Here is a 17,790-nt window from a genome sequence, read left to right as displayed (position 1 = left end):
CCCTGCAGACGGAATACCGTCTTTTCAGCAAGCAACCATTAGAAATTATAAAAGTTTATTTTTTAGAAGCGCTCTTTTTTAATTTTCCTCTTTTAATTTTTCTTGCATGAAATCTTATTTTTCATGAAACTATATCAATCAGTGCATCAACATGCCTATAAGGAAAAACATGAACCACTATACTCTTTTAATCGTTGAAGACGATGATCTACGCCCTATTTTAGTAGAACAATTGCAAATGCATCAAGAGTTTAAAATTTTCCAAGCAAAAACAGCAGAAGCGGGAATGAGAATAATCCAAGAAGAAAATATTGATCTCACTATTTTGGGATTTCAACTTCCTGATCTTGATGGCTACAAAGCCGTTAAACAATTACGCACCCAAGGATTTCGTGCCCCCATTATCATGATAATAAATTATGATACAGACTGTGATAATATTTTAGATCTTGAAACAGGCGCCAATGATTATGTAACAAAACCCTTTCGCTTTGCGGTGTTATTAGCGAGAATTCGAGCACAGTTGCGCCAATATGAACAAAATGAAGACGCAACCTTTCATATTGGTCCCTATACTTTTAAACTAAGACAAAAACTTCTTCTTGATCAATGCAACAATAAAATCTGTCTCACAGAAAAAGAAGCAGCGATCCTTAAATGTCTCTATCATGCCAATGATAAAATTGTCAGCCGTGAAACATTGTTAGAACAAGTTTGGGGATATAATGAAAATATTATCACCCATACTTTAGAAACCCATATCTATCGTTTGCGACAAAAAATCGAAAACGATCCCTCCAATGCGCAAATTCTCATAACAGATCAAAATGGTTACCGTTTAAATCTTTAATTCGAGATTTTCTGTTTCAAAAATAATTTTAATATTCTAAATGAAAACAGAAACGAGATGAAAAAACCTTCGCATATAATTCGAATGCTATTACATAGAACTTACTCTTATGACAAAATATATAACATTATGAATAAAAAACGAAATATTCCAACATGAGAACCAAAAACAAAAATGCTTTCAACCCTCACGATATACTTTGTAACTTCTGTTTCACATGCTTTTGTTCTTTCTAAAGTTTTTAATATGTTTCGCATATAAATAATCGTGATATCTTTTAGCAACATTCTTGATCATAACTATCATCTTTAGATGAGTGCTATTTATGATTATTTTTTTCAGAAAAACCGCTCCACGCACTGCTTTATCTCACATTCACTAACCTAAATTGAGAGATGTTTTTTATCTTTATAGTTTTCCTCTATTCTTTATGACTTTATCTCCTCTTAAGAGGTTATATAATTCATGATATAACGCTAAATGTTTATCCTAACGATAAAGCCACTGGGCACCACCATCTTTACGCTTATAAAAGAACAAGCCAGCACCATCACACTTATGTTAGATCTCGATGTTGCAGAGGAGCCCTTGATACTTGAGATGGTTTATAAGAAGCATTGTAATCCTTCCTTGTACAGTTTTTAACCACCATAAACCATATTATGTAAGATCTCTTGGACTCTGCTATTTTTACGTTTACGAAGATACCAGCATTTTTTTCTTTTAAAATGTTTCCACTATTCATGAAATATGGTTTGGTATATAGATACTTGAGATTTTTATTCACATACCAATTCCACATATTAATGTACAAAAGAATATTTTTTAATTGTAAATGCAAAAAATTGAAATAAGAGAATGCCTCTATATTTGCGATTCTTATGACAATGACAAAATGATTAATTATTTTTATAAATTAAAATATTTCTTGTCTGTGGTGATAAAGCAGGAATAAAAATACGTCGCGACTGACGACGCTGTACGAGCAAACCCTGATAAACACGTTTTTGTGCCTGACACATTAAGAGTCCACCAAAATAAGGCAAAAGATAGCGAGCAAATGGCTCGTAAAAAAATGAGAACAACCGCGAAAAATACCCCGTAGAGGGCATATAATGTACAATTTCTTGTATTGGCCCAGAAACAAAATTTGTTTTTTCGAACAAACGAGTAATTTGTTGCCGACTATAGGGTTCGCCATAACCAAAGGGCGTAGTAATATTGCGCGCCCAAAAGCCAGAGCGATTAGGTACAATAACGATCAAGTGGCCATTGGGTGCTAAAACACGCCATATTTCATTCAACGTTTCAAATGAATTTTCTGTATATTCTAATGCATGTACCAATAAAATACAGTCAACTGACGCATCCGGAAGCGGCAAATCTTCTTCAAAAACAAGCGCTGTAGCAACTTGCTCAGAACAAGGCCAAGGCGAAACACCCTGAGAAGCTGGCATAAAAGCAAAACATTGTTGGGCACGTTCACGCAATGTAGAAAGATAAGGAAGTGCATAACCCAATCCCATAATCCGTTTATCCGTAAGATCAGGCCACCATAAATTCAATTGGTCACACAGCGTTTTTTGCACACGCAGTCCAAGTGCAGAAGCATAAAAATCTTTCAGCGTAACGATATCCAACTCAACATACCATGTAGAAACAAATTTCAAACATTACAGATTTTCATATACCAAACCTATATGGACTTCTGCTTTTTTTCCGCAATAGCGAACATTTCAATATTGCATATTTTAAACTTAAATGATTAAAAAATCAGTACAACAGGATGATTATTGCCTTACAAGCACTTTAATCATTTTTTTGGAGATAAACCCCATAGAGGTTCTTCATATACTGTTTTTGACATCAATTAAGAAAAAAGCCAACACTGGTTAATTAAAATGAAGCAATCTTTCAAGATAGTTTTTTTCTTCTTCTGAAAGATGCTCTTTACCAAGACGTTTGCGAATTTCATCCAAAATCTGCCGCGTACGCATTTGATCACTTTCTTGTGGTAGTGCCTCGCCTTCTTGTTCTTCATCTGTTGTTGAAGAAAGTGGACGTCCTAACGGATCTTTAGGACCAAAATCAGCATTTTGATCATCTCCCGTTTCTTTAAGTGTTTCGCGCATTTTTTTCAAAACATTTTGTGCACCTTGCCTCAAAGATTCCAAAGCATCAGACTGATTTTGTATAGATACCTGATGATTTCCATTATCAAGAGCATTTTCCGCAGAATTCATTTTTTCTTCTGCCCTTTTCAACGCCCCCCCTGTTTCAAATCCTTGTTCTGATAATTCTTTTTCTAATGTTGATAATTCAGATTGCAATTCAGCTTGACGTTTTTTTAAAGATTTTTTTTGTGTTTCCGGTACATTTTCTCCGCGTTTTTGTTCCATCTCTAACTGATGTGTTTCATTGAGAATTTCTTGCTGACGACGCATTAAATCTCCAAGCTGGTCCATCTTTTCTTTCATTTGTGCAGATTGGCTTTTTTCTCCCTCATTTTGATTGCCTTTTTGCACATGCAAATGATCAAGCGTCTGTTCAACTTCCGCCAAGAGTTGTTCAGCTGCTAAAGAAGAGCCTGTTTTAGCCATTTCCTCAATTAAATTTAGCTTTTCTTGTAATGTAGCTTCAGAAAGATTAGGACTTTTTGAGCTTTTAGAAACTTGACTATCCGGTGCTTTTTCAGCCAAAGCACGAATATACTCATCCATAGCTTGACGTAAATCTGCCATAAGCCGTTCAATTTCTGCCGCTGAAGCACCGTAACGCAATGCATCACGTAAAGCAGCTTGTGCTTGTTTTAACTTTTTTTGCACGGATTCAAGTTGATTGTCTTCAATACCCAAAGCAATTTGCCATAAATAATCCACCACATCGCGCAAATCCTCGTCTGTTTGTGCTAAAGAAAGTCTTGTCCACGCACTTTGTAGAACAATAAAATGCGATGCATTTTGCAACCCCTTTTCTGGACGTACAAGCAAAGCAGAAAGCATATCAAGTACCCGCTCTCGCGCTAAAGGATTAAGAGCTAATAAACGACGCAGTTCAACCACTGCGCGTGCAACAGGATTCGAAAAAACACGCTGTGGTAATATCATAACAAAAGTTTTGCTACGCCCTTTCTGCCCCGCACCATCTTCTGCCACCAAAGTAATTTTGACTTGCGAACCCGCCCATGGATGCGCTGATATATCCTGTACCATTCGCATTTTCCCCTTTCCACCACGCGGAAGAAGAAGTTCTATTTCCGGAGCATTATAAAGAGAAGAAGCACTTTTATTCTGAGGAAGAAAAGGCTCTATTTCAACAAAAGCCTTTGTCACACCATAATCATCATCCACCACATATCGTAACTCCAATGATCCCGTTAAAATCCTCCCTGGTTTTTCCAACCAATGAATTGTTGGAAGCGTGTCCTTAATTATCTGCAAATGCCATTGCTGTTTTTTACGACGTGATGATACAAATAAATTTATTGGATGCTTTAAATGTGTTTCAAAATGAACAATTGGATCATTCAAAGCTGTTTGTTCCGTTTTCTCTGAAAACGAAACTTCCCTCCCATCTTCTACAGACTTTGCTTTTACTGTAATGCCAGCCCCATTGACAACACGCACAACAACATTACTCCCTTCAGGGATTTCTAGTTGTGTTTTCTCATCTTTTGTCAAATAAATCGGTGCCACACCGGTATAAGCAGGTGGTGTTACCCAAGCATCAATCCGCATGAGTTTTTCATCAACGATAGGACGAAAATCAAAGGCATCAGCCAAACGCCCCCCTTGTGAACCAAAAGAAAAACTAAAAGCGCACACAAAAAGAAGAGCACACAAAGCCCTCAAAGCTAAAGGATCATAATCCGCACTATTAAGAGAGATAAATCCAGTTTTTAAATGGTATAATTGCTTTGCCATTCGGCGTTGATGTTCATGCCAAATAACAGCACTAAAATCTTCATCATTTTCAGAACATAAACGATCTGTCTGAATATTCAAAGGCTGGTGTCTAAGATCATTAACGCGTTCAAGGCGGCAATTTACTTCCCGCATTGTGGGAAACCGAAAACGAATAAGAAAAAATAAACTCGCCCCAGCACAAAATAGTATAACCCCAAGTAAGAGCAAATGTGACCAATAGCCCAAAATACCAAAAAGTCCCAACCAGCTAAACGAACAAAAGAGACTAAGAACGAGGAAAAATGGCAACAACCGTACCCACATCCGTTCAAATGAAAGAATCCCCCACATCAAAATGCGCACACACAAAAGCTTCATTGCAAAACCTTTGATGTTTTTATTTTTCATAAACAAGCATTTATCCCCTTTTATCGTGGTGCATTAAGATCATAAACCCCATACAAGACAATTTCTAGAAAATAAATTGTTTCATCAAAGTTTAGTAAAAATAAGACCCAAAATATTTAATAATGCTCAATCTAATTTGGGCTCAATCCAATCTGGAATATGATCACAGCCTATCAATTGTGCATAATCAAGGCGTGGACGAATGACTGCATAACGTGTATCCTGAACCAAAACTTCCGGCACCAAAAGTCGACTATTATAAGTGCTTGCCATCACTGCGCCATAAGCCCCTGCTCCTGTTAACATCAAAACATCACCCGCTTTCAACACTGGCAAAGAACGTTCCAAGCCTAAATAATCACCAGTTTCACAAATAGGACCGACAATATCAGCATTAATCAGAAGGGCATCTACTGGTGTTTTTTTCACTGGCATTACATTTTGCCACGCATCATAAAGCGTTGGACGCATGAAATCATTCATCGCCGCATCAACAATAACAAAATTTCGTCCTTCCCCCTTTTTTAAATACACAACCGATGTCACCAACACACCGGCTTCACCAACAATACTACGCCCAGGTTCTAGGATAATATTGATCCCTAAAGGCGCAATATGTTTTTTTACCAGTGCTGCATACTCAAAAGGAGAAGGTACTGGATTCTGCTCATAACCATAAGGAATACCAAGCCCGCCCCCAATATCGATATGGGTTATCGCATAACCATTATTCCATAATTGACGCACAAAATCTGCAACAATAACAAATGCATCCTCAAACGGTTTTAAATCACAAATTTGACTGCCAATATGGAGATCAACACCACACACATGAAGACCGGGCAATTGAGCTGCTTTTTTATATGCATCACCCGCCAAAGACAGTGGAATACCAAATTTATTCTCAGACTTACCTGTTGTAATTTTCTTGTGAGTCTTAGCATCCACATCAGGATTAAGGCGTAAAGAAATACGAGCTGTTTTTGAAAGCGCAGCAGCCCGCGCCGATAATTGTTCAAGTTCTGGCTCTGATTCAACGTTAAAACAATAAATATCTTGTGCAAGAGCAAAATCTATTTCTCTCACTGTTTTACCAACACCAGAATAAACAATATTCTGCGCAGGAATACCAACAGCAAGTGCACGCCGTAATTCCCCTTCTGAGACCACATCAGCTCCCGCTCCATTGTTAGCTAAAAGTTGTAAAACTGCTTGATTGGAATTCGCTTTAACCGCATAAGCAATCAAACTCGGCATATCATGAAATGCATTCTGATAATCTTTAAAATGTGCAACGATTGCGCTAGCTGAATAACAATAAAAAGGTGTTCCAACTTCCCGCGCAAGTTCCAAAAGAGAAAGACCTTCAGCGTGAAGCACACCCTGATGATAAGAAAAAAAACGCATAAAAATCCCTATTGTATTAACCGATCAAGAATAAAAGGTTTATCTGTTTTGCCTTGAGAAACAAAAGTTCCTTGTGAAGAATTCACTCCTGTTGAAGGAGGTAACTCTAATGACCCTTTACGCCCACACCCAACGATACCCAAGCCCCCCAAAAGGACAATCATCAACCCCTTTAATATAATTTTCATCTGTCCTCTTTCCTCATCTCGATTTCTTTTTTACCTTTAAAATACAATCACTCAAGCGCTCACGAGACGCTTTTTCCAATACGCAATTTGCCGAAGAACCTCTGAAGGCGCTGTTCCCCCAAAGCTTTTACGACTTTCAACAGATTTTTCAACGGTCAAAACATCAAAAAGTGTTGCATTGATATCAGGACAAATTGCTTGAAGTTCATCTAATGATAAATCATGAAGGCGACACTGTTTTTTTTCTGCCAATGCCACAGCACACCCTGTGATGTGATGTGCTTTGCGAAAAGGAATCCCTAAATTGCGTACAAGCCAATCCGCAAAATCTGTAGCTGTTGCATACCCTAAATCCGCTGCTTGTTTCATGGCTTTTTTATTCACTTTCAAATCAGCAATCATCCCTGTCATTGCTGCTAGTGATAATTCCAAACTCAAAGCCCCATCAAACACATATTCCTTATCTTCTTGCATATCCTTTGAATAAGCAAGCGGTAATCCTTTCATCACCGTTAACAATCCCATAAGTGCACCATTCAATCGACCTGCTTTCGCTCGTACTAACTCTGCCGCATCAGGATTTCTCTTTTGTGGCATAATAGATGAACCCGTTGAAAAAGCATCTGATAAATGAATAAAACAAAACTGTTCACTTGACCAAAGAATTATTTCTTCTGCTAAACGTGAAAGATGTGTTGCACAAAGAGCGCCAGCGCTTAAAAATTCCAATGCAAAGTCACGATCTGAAACACTATCAATTGAATTGCGTGTAGGTTCCCGAAAGCCTAGCGCTTTTGCTGTCATAAAACGGTCAATTGGAAAGCCTGTCCCCGCTAAAGCAGCCGCCCCTAAAGGCGATTCATTCATTCGCTCAAGAGCATCACGCATCCGCGATAAATCTCGACCAAACATTTCAACATAAGCCATCATATAATGACCCAATGTTACAGGTTGAGCCAATTGTAAATGCGTAAAGCCTGGCATAAAGGTATCAACATGTTGTTCTGCGCGAATAAGTAATTGCTCTATCAATCCTTTTAAAGCTTGTGCTATCTTTTGCGTTGCTTCACATACCCACAAGCGAAAATCAACAGCAACTTGATCATTGCGTGAACGCGCCGTATGCAAACGCCCAGCTACAGGACCTATCAATTCGCTCAGCCGCGCTTCAATATTCATATGAATATCTTCAAGCTTTCGTGAAAAAACAAATTTACCGTCTTCAATTTCTTGGCGAATAAGTTTCAAACCATGAACAATTTTTTCATAATCTGATTGTGAAATGATTTTCGTTTGCGCTAACATAGCCACATGAGAAAGAGAACCTTCAATATCTTGTCGATAAAGTTTTTGATCAAAATCAATAGAAGCATTAATTTCTTCCATAATTGCAGCAGGAGCTGCCGCAAACCGACCACCCCACATTTGGTTCTTTAACTTCTCATCTGTCATATTCTGAAAATACCCATCCAAAGGACAAAATTATGATTTTTCAAATTTTCATCAGCGAAAAAAACAATAAAAAAAGGCAACTCTCCCTTGCATTCTTTATCATTGCATTGAGTTTATACGCAACCATAAACTACGATACCAAAAGAGAGTTTTTTCTTTTCAATTTCATTTCAGTAGCACAAGCACAAGAAATAAATACTGATAAAGCACGAGCAGAAAAAATGATGGCGATACGAAAAGCAGCAAAAGGCTTTTTTAGCCACATACGATTTGCTGATACGCCCTCAGATATGAATAAACTCTCTTTCAAGGATATTCTAGGAAAAGAGCACACACTCAGCGAATTTACTGGAAAACCAATGCTGGTCAATCTATGGGCTATTTGGTGTGCACCTTGCCGCACAGAAATGCCTGAACTTGCGCAATTAAAACGTGAATTAGGTGGAGAAAACTTTGATGTCATAGCTATTAATATCGATAAAACTGCTTCTCCTGAAAAAATTCAGCAATTTTTACAGAATATTCATTCAGATAATTTGCTTTACTATCGCGATGAAACAATGGATATTTTCAACAATGTTAGAAAACAGGGGCTCGCTTTAGGACTCCCCATTACATTGCTCATTGATAAAGAGGGATATCTCATTGCTTCTTTCAATGGTGCAGCTCCGTGGGCCAATGACGATGCCAAAGCACTTATAAAAGCAGTCATTAAAGAAGCCCTATAACTTTAATAACCGCGTCTTTTTAAACGTTGTATAACAAGATCCAGTGCTGACAAAAAAGCAGAACGGTCTTTACGAGAAAAAGGACGGGGACCACCTATTATACTGCCCTGTCCACGCAAATCTTCCATCAAATTGCGCATCGCCAAAGCCTGACCAATTGAATTTACATCAAAAATACGCCCCGTTGGCGAAAGACAAAACCCCCCAGCTTGCACAACCCGTGCTGCTAAAGGAATATCACTGGTAATAACGATACTTGCCTCATGCACATGTTCTACAATCCAATCATCAGCACCATTGAATTCACCAGCAACGACCACTCTTTCAATGAGTGCTTCATCTGGAAGGGACAAAGAACGATTTGCCACAACAAATGTCTTAAGCTGATAACGATTCATCACACGATAAACTTCATCTTTTACAGGACAAGCATCCGCATCAATCAACAAAGTGATAGCAGGCTTTATTGGGATATTCATACCTTAGCTTTCAAGCAATAATAAACTCTTTCATTCATCTGAATGTTGCAAATCCTTGCGATAAAACATTATCGCCGCGTTTATTTCTCCTCCCAAAATAAAAATTGCACTCAATATGTAGAGAAAAATAATAGCAACCATAATAGATGCCAACCCTGCATAGGTAGAAATATAATCAAACATCGTTAAATATTGCGCAAAAGCGATAGAAGCCATAAACCATATAAACATTGTCACCACTATTCCTGGTAAAATATCTATAATTTTCCGCCGCCCTGCTGGAAGCCATTTATGAACAATCAAAAGACTGATAAACAAAATAACGATTGCAACTGTATAACGCCATACACGAATAACAGCAATATATTCAGTCATAAAAAAAGAATGATTTTGCATAATTTTGATCAACAAAGGCGCCAGAATCAATAAAAAACTAATCACAACAAGACCAACAGCTCCAAGGATTACAAAAAACAGACTTTGAAAACGACAAAATAACAAACTCCGTCGATCAGTAACACGGTAAGCTTTATTTAAAGCCGTACGCAAAGCCTCTATCCCATTAGAAGCAAAATAAGCCGTTCCAATGACAGAAAGCGTCAACACACCTCCTCGATGAATGGTTAAAACATTAACAATTTCCTGAGATAAAGGCTCTGCAATAACATCAGGCAATAACTGCACCAGTGCTTTAATTTTCTGCGGTGTATAGGTAAAAGCACCTAGAAAACGAGCAAACGATGTTCCAAAAATAAAAAAAGGGAAAAATGCTAAAAGCCCCGATAGCGCAACATGGCTTGCAAAAGCACTCCCACTATCACGCCAATAATGACTTACTGCGTCACCAAAAATACGATAGCTATACCAAAAGATATTTTTTAACAAAACTCAATACTTTCTGGTAAAACTCTTCCTCAGTCTATTTCAAGTTTTATAAAAATCATCAAAACTCTGCAAATAAACATTTTGCAATGTTGCAATATAAAGGTTAATAATCAATACGGTCAAGCCCGACTTTATACGAAAACAAAAACAATAACCCACTCTATGAAGTTCTACAACGACCTCATTTTTTTGTTACTTCTACAGATCAGTAACCTCTTCTGTACATCATATGCCCTATAGAGAGCTAAGGCAAGATGATCGTGCACACATAAAACCTTTTAAAGTCATGATTATCTGTATCGGAGCAATCGCCCCTCCTTTTCATTGCAATCTATGACTGAAGAAAGAAAAAACTTCTTATTGATTTCTAGAAAAAACCAACGAAATTCAACAAAACCCCCTTGCTTTTATTCACCCTTTTTTAGAAACACTCTGACGTCCAAAATCAGGAGCATCAATTTCCTGGCCAGCATCAATAATATTGCGACGCACAGCACGCGTACGTGTAAAAAAGTTAAACAGTGTCTCACCATCTCCTAAATGAATTGCACGTTCTAAAAAAGCAAGCCCTTCACTAAAACGACCCAACATTTCTAAAATAGCATCTTTATTATGCAAACAAATATCTCGCCACATAACGGGATCAGAAGAGGCCAAACGCGTAAAATCACGAAAACCAGAAGCGGAATAAGCAATCACTTCCGAATTTGTTACTTTTTCTAAATCACTCGCTGTCCCAACAGTATTATACGCAATCAAATGGGGTAAATGTGAAACAATAGCCAAAACAAGATCATGATGCTTAGGTTCCATCTTTTCGACACGCGCACCACAAGCTTCCCAAAACGCTGTTAATTGTGCGACAGCAGCAGCATCGCTATCCGCAAAAGGCGTTAAAATACACCAACGATTCATAAATAAATCAGCAAAACCAGCATCCGGTCCTGAATATTCCGTTCCAGCAATTGGATGCCCTGGAATAAAATGAACCGTTTTGGGCAATAAAGGTGCCATTTCCGCAATAACCAACGCTTTCGTAGAACCAACATCACTCACAATCGCTCCAAGTTTTAAATGATCACGAATGGTTTTTGCCACTTCTGCACTAGCCCCAACAGGAACAGAAAGAATAACCAAATCTGCTCCTTCAACAGCTTTTGCATTATCTGTCGTATAAAAATCCCCAAGCTCCAATTCACGCGCTCTTTTCAGGGTTTCTGGACGACGTGTTGCAATAGAAATCTGAGCCGCAAGATTTTTCTTTTTAATCACTCTTGCTAAAGAAGACCCAATCAGACCGATCCCAATGAGTGCTATTTTTTCAAACTGAATATGGAGCATCTTTCACCTTCAAAGATTCTTTGCAAATGGCAATAAAGACAATTGTAAAATCACAATTTTCTTGTTTGTTTGTTCAAGAATTATGCGTAAAACATTAAAAAATGACAACTAGGGAATAAAGAATAACGCAGTTTACCAATTATCACCTGCGCAAGCTGACAACAGATCACTTTACCTAGAAAACACATAAAAAATAAATGACGAGAAATCTAACATCACGCTCTAAAACTCCCTCTTAATTACTGATCAAAGCGCATCACCGAAACAAAATAAAATGCACTCTCAATTAGGATAACAACGACTCTACATAAAATCTCATCAGTTTACTTTATCTTACTAATTTACTCACAAAAAAACACATCAAAAGCGTAAGCGGACACTAACTCTTCTCCAATTATCCCGATACGTTCATTAATTTGTACATTAGACCTATATAAAAACGTATTACGCCTCCACCTACAACATCAACATGAGTTTCGCGAATATTGAAAACACCGTAAAACAACGCATACCAAAAGATACCATTAAAAACATTTTCCTCTCCCGATTCCGGATACCATAAATCAAATAAATATGAGAAAAACACGCCCTCTCAATAAAGAAAAAGTTTGATAACAAAAACACTGAACATCCCTTTAATGGAATCACAACCCTCGCGTAAAATAGAACGCCCTCAACAGAATAGATTTGGATTACAAATTCATGCGTTTGTTTTAAAAAGGCATCTCGCTCCCCAGCCTATCTCACGACAATGTTCGTAAATGTTATAACTATAAATCCATTAAGCACGACCCTCTTTACACTTAATAAAACACTATCATTATATTTTCCTGCCCCCAATGTTGCAAAAAACCTTGGAATTTGAGAGCATTCATAAGAAGCATTTTTAGTGCTTTCTTGTACAGTTTTTATCCACACGCCCCCCCGCTTATGACGTGCAAAAGACATTGTTCTGATTGATTTAATATGAAAAATAATAAATTATTAATAATAAACAATGGTTAGCTCTGTTTATGAGACACATTCATTGCTAAGATAATCATCTCTGTATCAAACATAAAAGTTTCCCCATAGGTGCTGTGGTTTTCATCATAATCTATTTTGACTTTCTTCTCATCCCATGAAGATTCTTAATTCATACCGATCTGCAAACAATTCATTTTCTTGTCTAAAAGATTCCTCTGGCTCACTATTTTAAGTGATTCAATTAATCTATAATACATTGATTTATAAAAATAATACTTTTTTTCAATTTGAATCATAACTTCGAATACTGTAAAATTCTTCCATCACAAACCCTCTTATCAATTAAAATCTCTTGTCTACACGTCACAAGAAGACATGTGAGAAAAAATGATGAAAACGCTCTCTAATGCTAAAAACTGTAGCAACATTAGAGGCTAGCAAAGTATATAATGAGTGTCGACTTTCACTTTTATTAAGCGTAAAGATAGAGTTGCTCTATGGGTTTTATATTCTTCACAAGGAACTTTACTTCTACACCATCCATAAACACCGCCGCGAAATAGATATGACGCGCATTGAAAAATATTTCTAAGAAAGCGTATGAATCTACCATACAAGTGTCTTCTGTTGTTTGAGATACTCTGTTTTACATGGGGGTGTTACTCCATTAAGACTCTATGAACCAACTAATATTCACCAAATATCCACACAAAAAAACATCGAATACATAAAATTTGATATGAGCCTCGTATCACTACTCTAAAAAACAGTACTTTACGACACAACAAAATAATAAAACTGTTTCAAAATGGCCTTTTGAAAATAAACTATTTCTTTTGAAGAAAAATTTCTATCAAGCTTTCAAGCTCCTAAAATGCATCCTCAAAAATACAAGTTCCATCAACCTCTACTTGATAGCATAACAGTTTTAATTACTGAAAATGCCTCTGTGGTATACCAAAAATAAAAAATCATTATATTTCTAGGCTGTTAAGCTGCCATCTGGCGTCGTGCAATAATTGTAAGCCCTAACAAAACTTGACGAATGATAGCTTCGCTCAAAAGTGGATTTTTACGACTGTCTAAAACAGCACTCTGAATTCTTTCCATTGCATAAGAAATTTGTTCTAATTTCCAATATTTTAAAGCTTGTTCAACGACCTTTTTCCGTTGAAAAAAAATGGGAGGACGAGCTTCAGAAACCACCGTAAAAGACGATTTTCCTTCAACCTCTACCTGATAACGCAATAGCTGTAATTGCTGAAAATGCCTTTGAGCTGTACTCAAAATTAAAAAAAGTGCCCCCTGCACTGCTGCATGTCGGTTAAAATGCGCTTCAAAGCCTGATATATCGCCCAATAAAAGAGCATCAATGACTTCATCCTGAGAAAGAGCACTGACATCGCTTACAACAGCTTTCACATCTTCAAGAGTAATATGAACATTTGCAGCGTAAAGACAAAGCTTTTCTAATTCACCTCGTGATACAAGGCGATCCGCCCCTAAACATTCATGCAACCATCTACGTGCATCTAAAGAAAGAGTCTTCTTAAACTGTCCTAAAACCTCATCAATCAAACCGTCAAGAGAACGCATATCATCGGCAAAACAGGGCAAAGCCATCGCTTTTGATGCTGTTTCAACAGCATTGCGCAACCCTGTTCCTTTTTTTAAATCCCCTGCCTCAATGAGAATAAAACAAGCTTCTGGTGGCTTCTCAATTAAAAGTTTTAAAGCAGCAAGAAAACCTTTTTGGTTAGCAGCATTAGAGATCCATATCAAACGATCTCCCCCAAAAAGAGATAACGTACGCGCTTCGTTTTCTAAACGTGCAGGATCTTTATCAATTTCAGCAGCATCCAAACGAATTGTCGAAAATGGATCTTCTATTGCTACCCGTGTAAGTTTTGCAAAACATTGTGCACGCTCACAAATAAGACCACGATCTGGCCCATAAATGAGAACAATAGGAAAAGCACGTGAAAAACGCATTAGAAACTGATCAACTTCATGTGCTTTTTTCTGAGCCACACTATTAATCCATTAACAGTTCATCATCATCAAGAACTTCCCCACGAACTTTCTGAAACATGCCAATTAAATCATTGACATTCAAGCCCTTACGCTCTTCATGACAGACATCCAAAATCACTTTTCCACCATGCAACATCAAGGTGCGATCGCCATAATCAAGAGCCTGACGCATAGAATGAGTCACCATGATAGTCGTTAATTTTTTCTCTTCAACGATTTTTTCAGTCAACCGCATCACAAAATCAGCCATTCCAGGATCAAGTGCTGAGGTATGTTCATCAAGCAATAAAACATCCGCATGTGCTAACGTTGCCATCACAAGACAAACTGCTTGGCGTTGCCCACCTGATAAACTATCCATAGGATTATGAATATACGCTTCAAGACCAATGCCTAATTGAGCAATTTTCTCTCGAAAAAATTGCCGTTTCTCATAATTTAACGCCGCACGCAAACCACGACGACTTCCTCGAAGAGCAGCAAGAGCCAAATTTTCTTCAATTGTTAAAGAACCACAACTTCCCTCTAACGAATCTTGAAAAACACAAGCAATTTTTCCAGCGCGTTCACTGACTGATTGCCTAGAAACATTTTGTCCATTGATAACCACTTTCCCTGTTGAAGGAAGCGTTGCACCCGCTAAAACACTGAGCAAAGTTGATTTACCAGCACCATTTGAACCAATAACCGTAACAAAACTACCCTGATCAATTTTCAGGTTAATATCAATTAAAGCCTGTTTTTCCAAAGGTGTTTGCGGTTTAAATGTGACCCCAACATGAAAAAACTCAATCACGTTTATGCCTCCTCCAATAGCGTGGCACAATAAGGGTTAAAATAACCAACAGTGAAGTAATCAACTGAAGATCTGTCGACGTATCAATACCAATGCCATTTGCTTCAAATGCAAATTGCACCGCCACACGATAAAGCACAGACCCTACAATACAGCTGATTATAATCCAAAAAATATTGCGCGTACGAAAGAGAGTTTCACCGATAATCACGGCTGCCAATCCAAAAACAATTGTTCCAATTCCACCGGTAATATCTGTTGCAATCGCAGTTTGAATATAAAGAGAACCACCAAGTGCCACACACGCATTGGAAAGCCCCATTCCAAAATATATCAATGCTGATGTATGAACACCTTGCGCCGTCGCCATGCGTGGATTAGCTCCCATTGCACGCATAGCAAGACCAATTTCACTTTCCAAAAAGCGCCAAATCAAAAACGCCATAACGAGCAACACAATACCAACGAAAAGAGGACGCACAAAAATATCAGACAAACCAAACAGATTATAAAAGGGCGTTAACGCCGTATCAGCAAGAGCTAAATTAACATTAGACCCTCCCATAATTCCCATAATACGAAGATTAACCGTATAAAGTGCCGACATTGTTAAAATAGAAGCTAAAAGATTCAAAATGCCAAAACGCAAATTCAACATAGCTGTTAATAAACCAGCCACCATACCTGCACAAAAAGCGCATGCCATAGCTGTCCATGCATTGAAACCCAAGAGAATCAAAACACCACAGACACAGGATCCAAGAAGAAACGATCCATCAACCGTTAAATCAGGAAAATCTAAAACCCGAAATGAAAGATAAACCCCTATAGCAACAAACGCATAAATAAGGCCTAATTCCACAGCACCAGAAAACGCAAATATATTCATGTAAAGACAATCCCCATGAAAACTTAACGTATTTTTATTGTATCAACACTCTATCAATAAAAGTTATTGAATCACTTTTGTTGCACGATCAATAACTGCCTGCGGAATAATAATCCCTGCTTTTTGGGCTGCTTTCAAATCAATTCGAATGTCATTATTAGCCGCCTGCACAACATCAATATCACCAGGCTTTTCACCCTTTAGAATACGCACAACCAATTTCCCAGCATCAACCCCTACATCATAGAAATTCACACCTTGCGTCATAAAAGGCCCGCGCCCGATAGTATTAGCATCAACAGTAAATACAGGCATATTGGCTTCCTCTGAGACCTTTATTGCACCTTCTAAAACAGATAAAATCGTATTATCAGCAGGAACAAAAATAATATCGACCTTACCGATTAAAGCGCGTGCTGCTGCCTGCACATCTGAAGGCTTTGGTGCCGATGAGGGAATAATTTCAATTCCAGCTTTTTTTGCTACATCCTTTAACGTTTTAAGTGTCGAAACAGAATTTGCCTCAGAAGCATTATAAAGATAACCAATTTTTTTCAAATCTGGTTTTACTTCTTGTAAAAGTCTAACACTTTCTGCAACATCTATACGATCAGAACTCCCCGTCATATTACCGCCAGGTTTGGTAAGTGAAGAAACGATTTTAGCTCCGATAGGATCAGAAATTGCTGCAAAGACGATAGGAATTGTTTTTGTTGCCGCAAGCATCGTTTGTGCTGAAGGCGTGGTAATTGCTACAATAACATCGGGTTTATCACCAACAAATTTACGTGCAATTTGCGTTGCTGTTGAAATATTACCCTGCGCTGATAAAAAGGTAAGTTGAAAATTTTCACCTTGCTTATAACCATTTGCTGCAAGCACATCTTCCACACCTTTACGAACAGCATCCGCAGCAGGATGGACCATAATTTGCGTTATTGCAACTTTAACGTGTTTAACTTGGTCATCGGCCTTTGCAACACTGTTCATCATAAAAACAGTTGCAATGATAATCCCTAATATATTTATTCTCTTCAACATTATATTCCACCCCTCTCCATGCAAAAATTAAAAAAGGAATAATTTATTACTGAAGAATTTTCTAAAATCAATCTTTATTTCATTTTATTTAAACATGGACAAAATAAATCAAACTAAAATGATATTTTTTTGTTGCAATTCGTAGAAGCCTACGCCATACAGACAAGATATATATCGAATCGGTAAGCGGGTGTAGCTCAGGGGTAGAGCACAACCTTGCCAAGGTTGGGGTCGTGGGTTCGAATCCCATCGCCCGCTCCATTGAATTTTGTATTTGTAGCTTGCCAGCAGGTTTTGTACCAATTTATTTTTTCTCAAAGAGTTTTAAAGGGTCTTCAAATGCTTTTCAAAGGGTATTTAAAGCTCTCTTTAACGCATTTTTCTGCTCCTATTTTTCCAAATCACTAAAGCATGTAAAGTC

General features: G+C 37.7%; 14 protein-coding genes and 1 tRNA gene. 3 read left to right on the top strand and 12 right to left on the bottom strand.

From position 1 onward, the window contains the following. The first annotated feature begins 169 nt into the window (after positions 1–169). The gene (locus ACFIM6_RS06920) at positions 170–850 is read left to right on the top strand and encodes a response regulator transcription factor (RefSeq protein WP_375612220.1); all 681 of its coding nucleotides are present in this window, start codon (positions 170–172) and stop codon (positions 848–850) included. Between the two features lie 899 nt (positions 851–1,749). Here the strand turns inward: ACFIM6_RS06920 and ACFIM6_RS06915 are convergent. From ACFIM6_RS06915 to argH, 5 genes are all read right to left on the bottom strand, one after another. Then, complete coding sequence (locus tag ACFIM6_RS06915; protein ID WP_375612219.1) at positions 1,750–2,520, bottom strand: class I SAM-dependent methyltransferase; 771 nt, start codon at positions 2,518–2,520, stop codon at positions 1,750–1,752. A gap of 222 nt (positions 2,521–2,742) precedes the next feature. Further along, complete coding sequence (locus ACFIM6_RS06910) at positions 2,743–5,163, bottom strand: TIGR02302 family protein (protein WP_375612218.1); 2,421 nt, start codon at positions 5,161–5,163, stop codon at positions 2,743–2,745. A 126-nt stretch (positions 5,164–5,289) separates the two neighbouring features. After that, positions 5,290–6,570 (bottom strand): diaminopimelate decarboxylase, encoded by a 1,281-nt coding sequence (lysA, locus tag ACFIM6_RS06905; protein ID WP_375612217.1) that lies wholly within the window; start codon positions 6,568–6,570, stop codon positions 5,290–5,292. An 8-nt stretch (positions 6,571–6,578) separates the two neighbouring features. Beyond that, on the bottom strand, positions 6,579–6,758 hold the full coding sequence (locus ACFIM6_RS06900; RefSeq protein ID WP_375612216.1) for an LPS translocon maturation chaperone LptM: 180 nt from the start codon (positions 6,756–6,758) through the stop codon (positions 6,579–6,581). Positions 6,759–6,809: 51 nt separating this feature from the next. Beyond that, complete coding sequence (gene argH, locus ACFIM6_RS06895; protein WP_375612215.1) at positions 6,810–8,210, bottom strand: argininosuccinate lyase; 1,401 nt, start codon at positions 8,208–8,210, stop codon at positions 6,810–6,812. Positions 8,211–8,242: 32 nt separating this feature from the next. Between argH and ACFIM6_RS06890 the strand changes: the two genes are divergently transcribed. Then, positions 8,243–8,938: a TlpA disulfide reductase family protein gene (locus ACFIM6_RS06890; RefSeq protein WP_375612214.1), complete on the top strand. Its 696-nt coding sequence runs from the start codon at positions 8,243–8,245 to the stop codon at positions 8,936–8,938. 2 nt (positions 8,939–8,940) lie between these two features. Here the strand turns inward: ACFIM6_RS06890 and ACFIM6_RS06885 are convergent, their stop codons facing one another. From ACFIM6_RS06885 to ACFIM6_RS06855, 7 genes are all read right to left on the bottom strand, one after another. Next, positions 8,941–9,417 (bottom strand): YaiI/YqxD family protein, encoded by a 477-nt coding sequence (locus ACFIM6_RS06885; RefSeq protein WP_273790302.1) that lies wholly within the window; start codon positions 9,415–9,417, stop codon positions 8,941–8,943. Between the two features lie 30 nt (positions 9,418–9,447). Beyond that, positions 9,448–10,302, bottom strand: coding sequence for a YihY/virulence factor BrkB family protein (locus ACFIM6_RS06880; RefSeq protein ID WP_375612213.1), 855 nt, complete (start codon positions 10,300–10,302; stop codon positions 9,448–9,450). Positions 10,303–10,713: 411 nt separating this feature from the next. Beyond that, positions 10,714–11,643 carry a prephenate/arogenate dehydrogenase family protein gene (locus ACFIM6_RS06875; RefSeq protein ID WP_375612212.1) on the bottom strand — a complete coding sequence of 310 codons (930 nt, stop codon included), beginning with the start codon at positions 11,641–11,643 and terminating at the stop codon, positions 10,714–10,716. Positions 11,644–13,599: 1,956 nt separating this feature from the next. Next, a complete protein-coding gene (gene holA / locus ACFIM6_RS06870) occupies positions 13,600–14,640 on the bottom strand; it encodes a DNA polymerase III subunit delta (protein WP_375612211.1) in 1,041 nt (346 codons plus the stop codon). Between the two features lie 4 nt (positions 14,641–14,644). Further along, positions 14,645–15,439, bottom strand: a complete 795-nt coding sequence (locus ACFIM6_RS06865; protein ID WP_273790094.1) for an ABC transporter ATP-binding protein — start codon at positions 15,437–15,439, stop codon at positions 14,645–14,647. After that, positions 15,432–16,328 (bottom strand): ABC transporter permease, encoded by an 897-nt coding sequence (locus ACFIM6_RS06860; RefSeq protein WP_375612210.1) that lies wholly within the window; start codon positions 16,326–16,328, stop codon positions 15,432–15,434. The genes ACFIM6_RS06865 and ACFIM6_RS06860 overlap by 8 nt, the downstream gene beginning before the upstream one ends. A gap of 63 nt (positions 16,329–16,391) precedes the next feature. Next, the gene (locus tag ACFIM6_RS06855; RefSeq protein WP_375612209.1) at positions 16,392–17,369 is read right to left on the bottom strand and encodes an ABC transporter substrate-binding protein; all 978 of its coding nucleotides are present in this window, start codon (positions 17,367–17,369) and stop codon (positions 16,392–16,394) included. A gap of 186 nt (positions 17,370–17,555) precedes the next feature. Between ACFIM6_RS06855 and ACFIM6_RS06850 the strand changes: the two genes are divergently transcribed. Further along, positions 17,556–17,630 (top strand) — tRNA-Gly (locus tag ACFIM6_RS06850). The last annotated feature ends 160 nt before the right edge of the window (positions 17,631–17,790 follow it).

Source organism: Bartonella sp. AA9NXGY (genome assembly GCF_042196845.1).
In the GTDB taxonomy this organism is placed as follows: domain Bacteria; phylum Pseudomonadota; class Alphaproteobacteria; order Rhizobiales; family Rhizobiaceae; genus Bartonella.
Note: the sequence above shows the minus strand (reverse complement) of the source record. Positions and strands in the feature narration are given on the sequence as shown.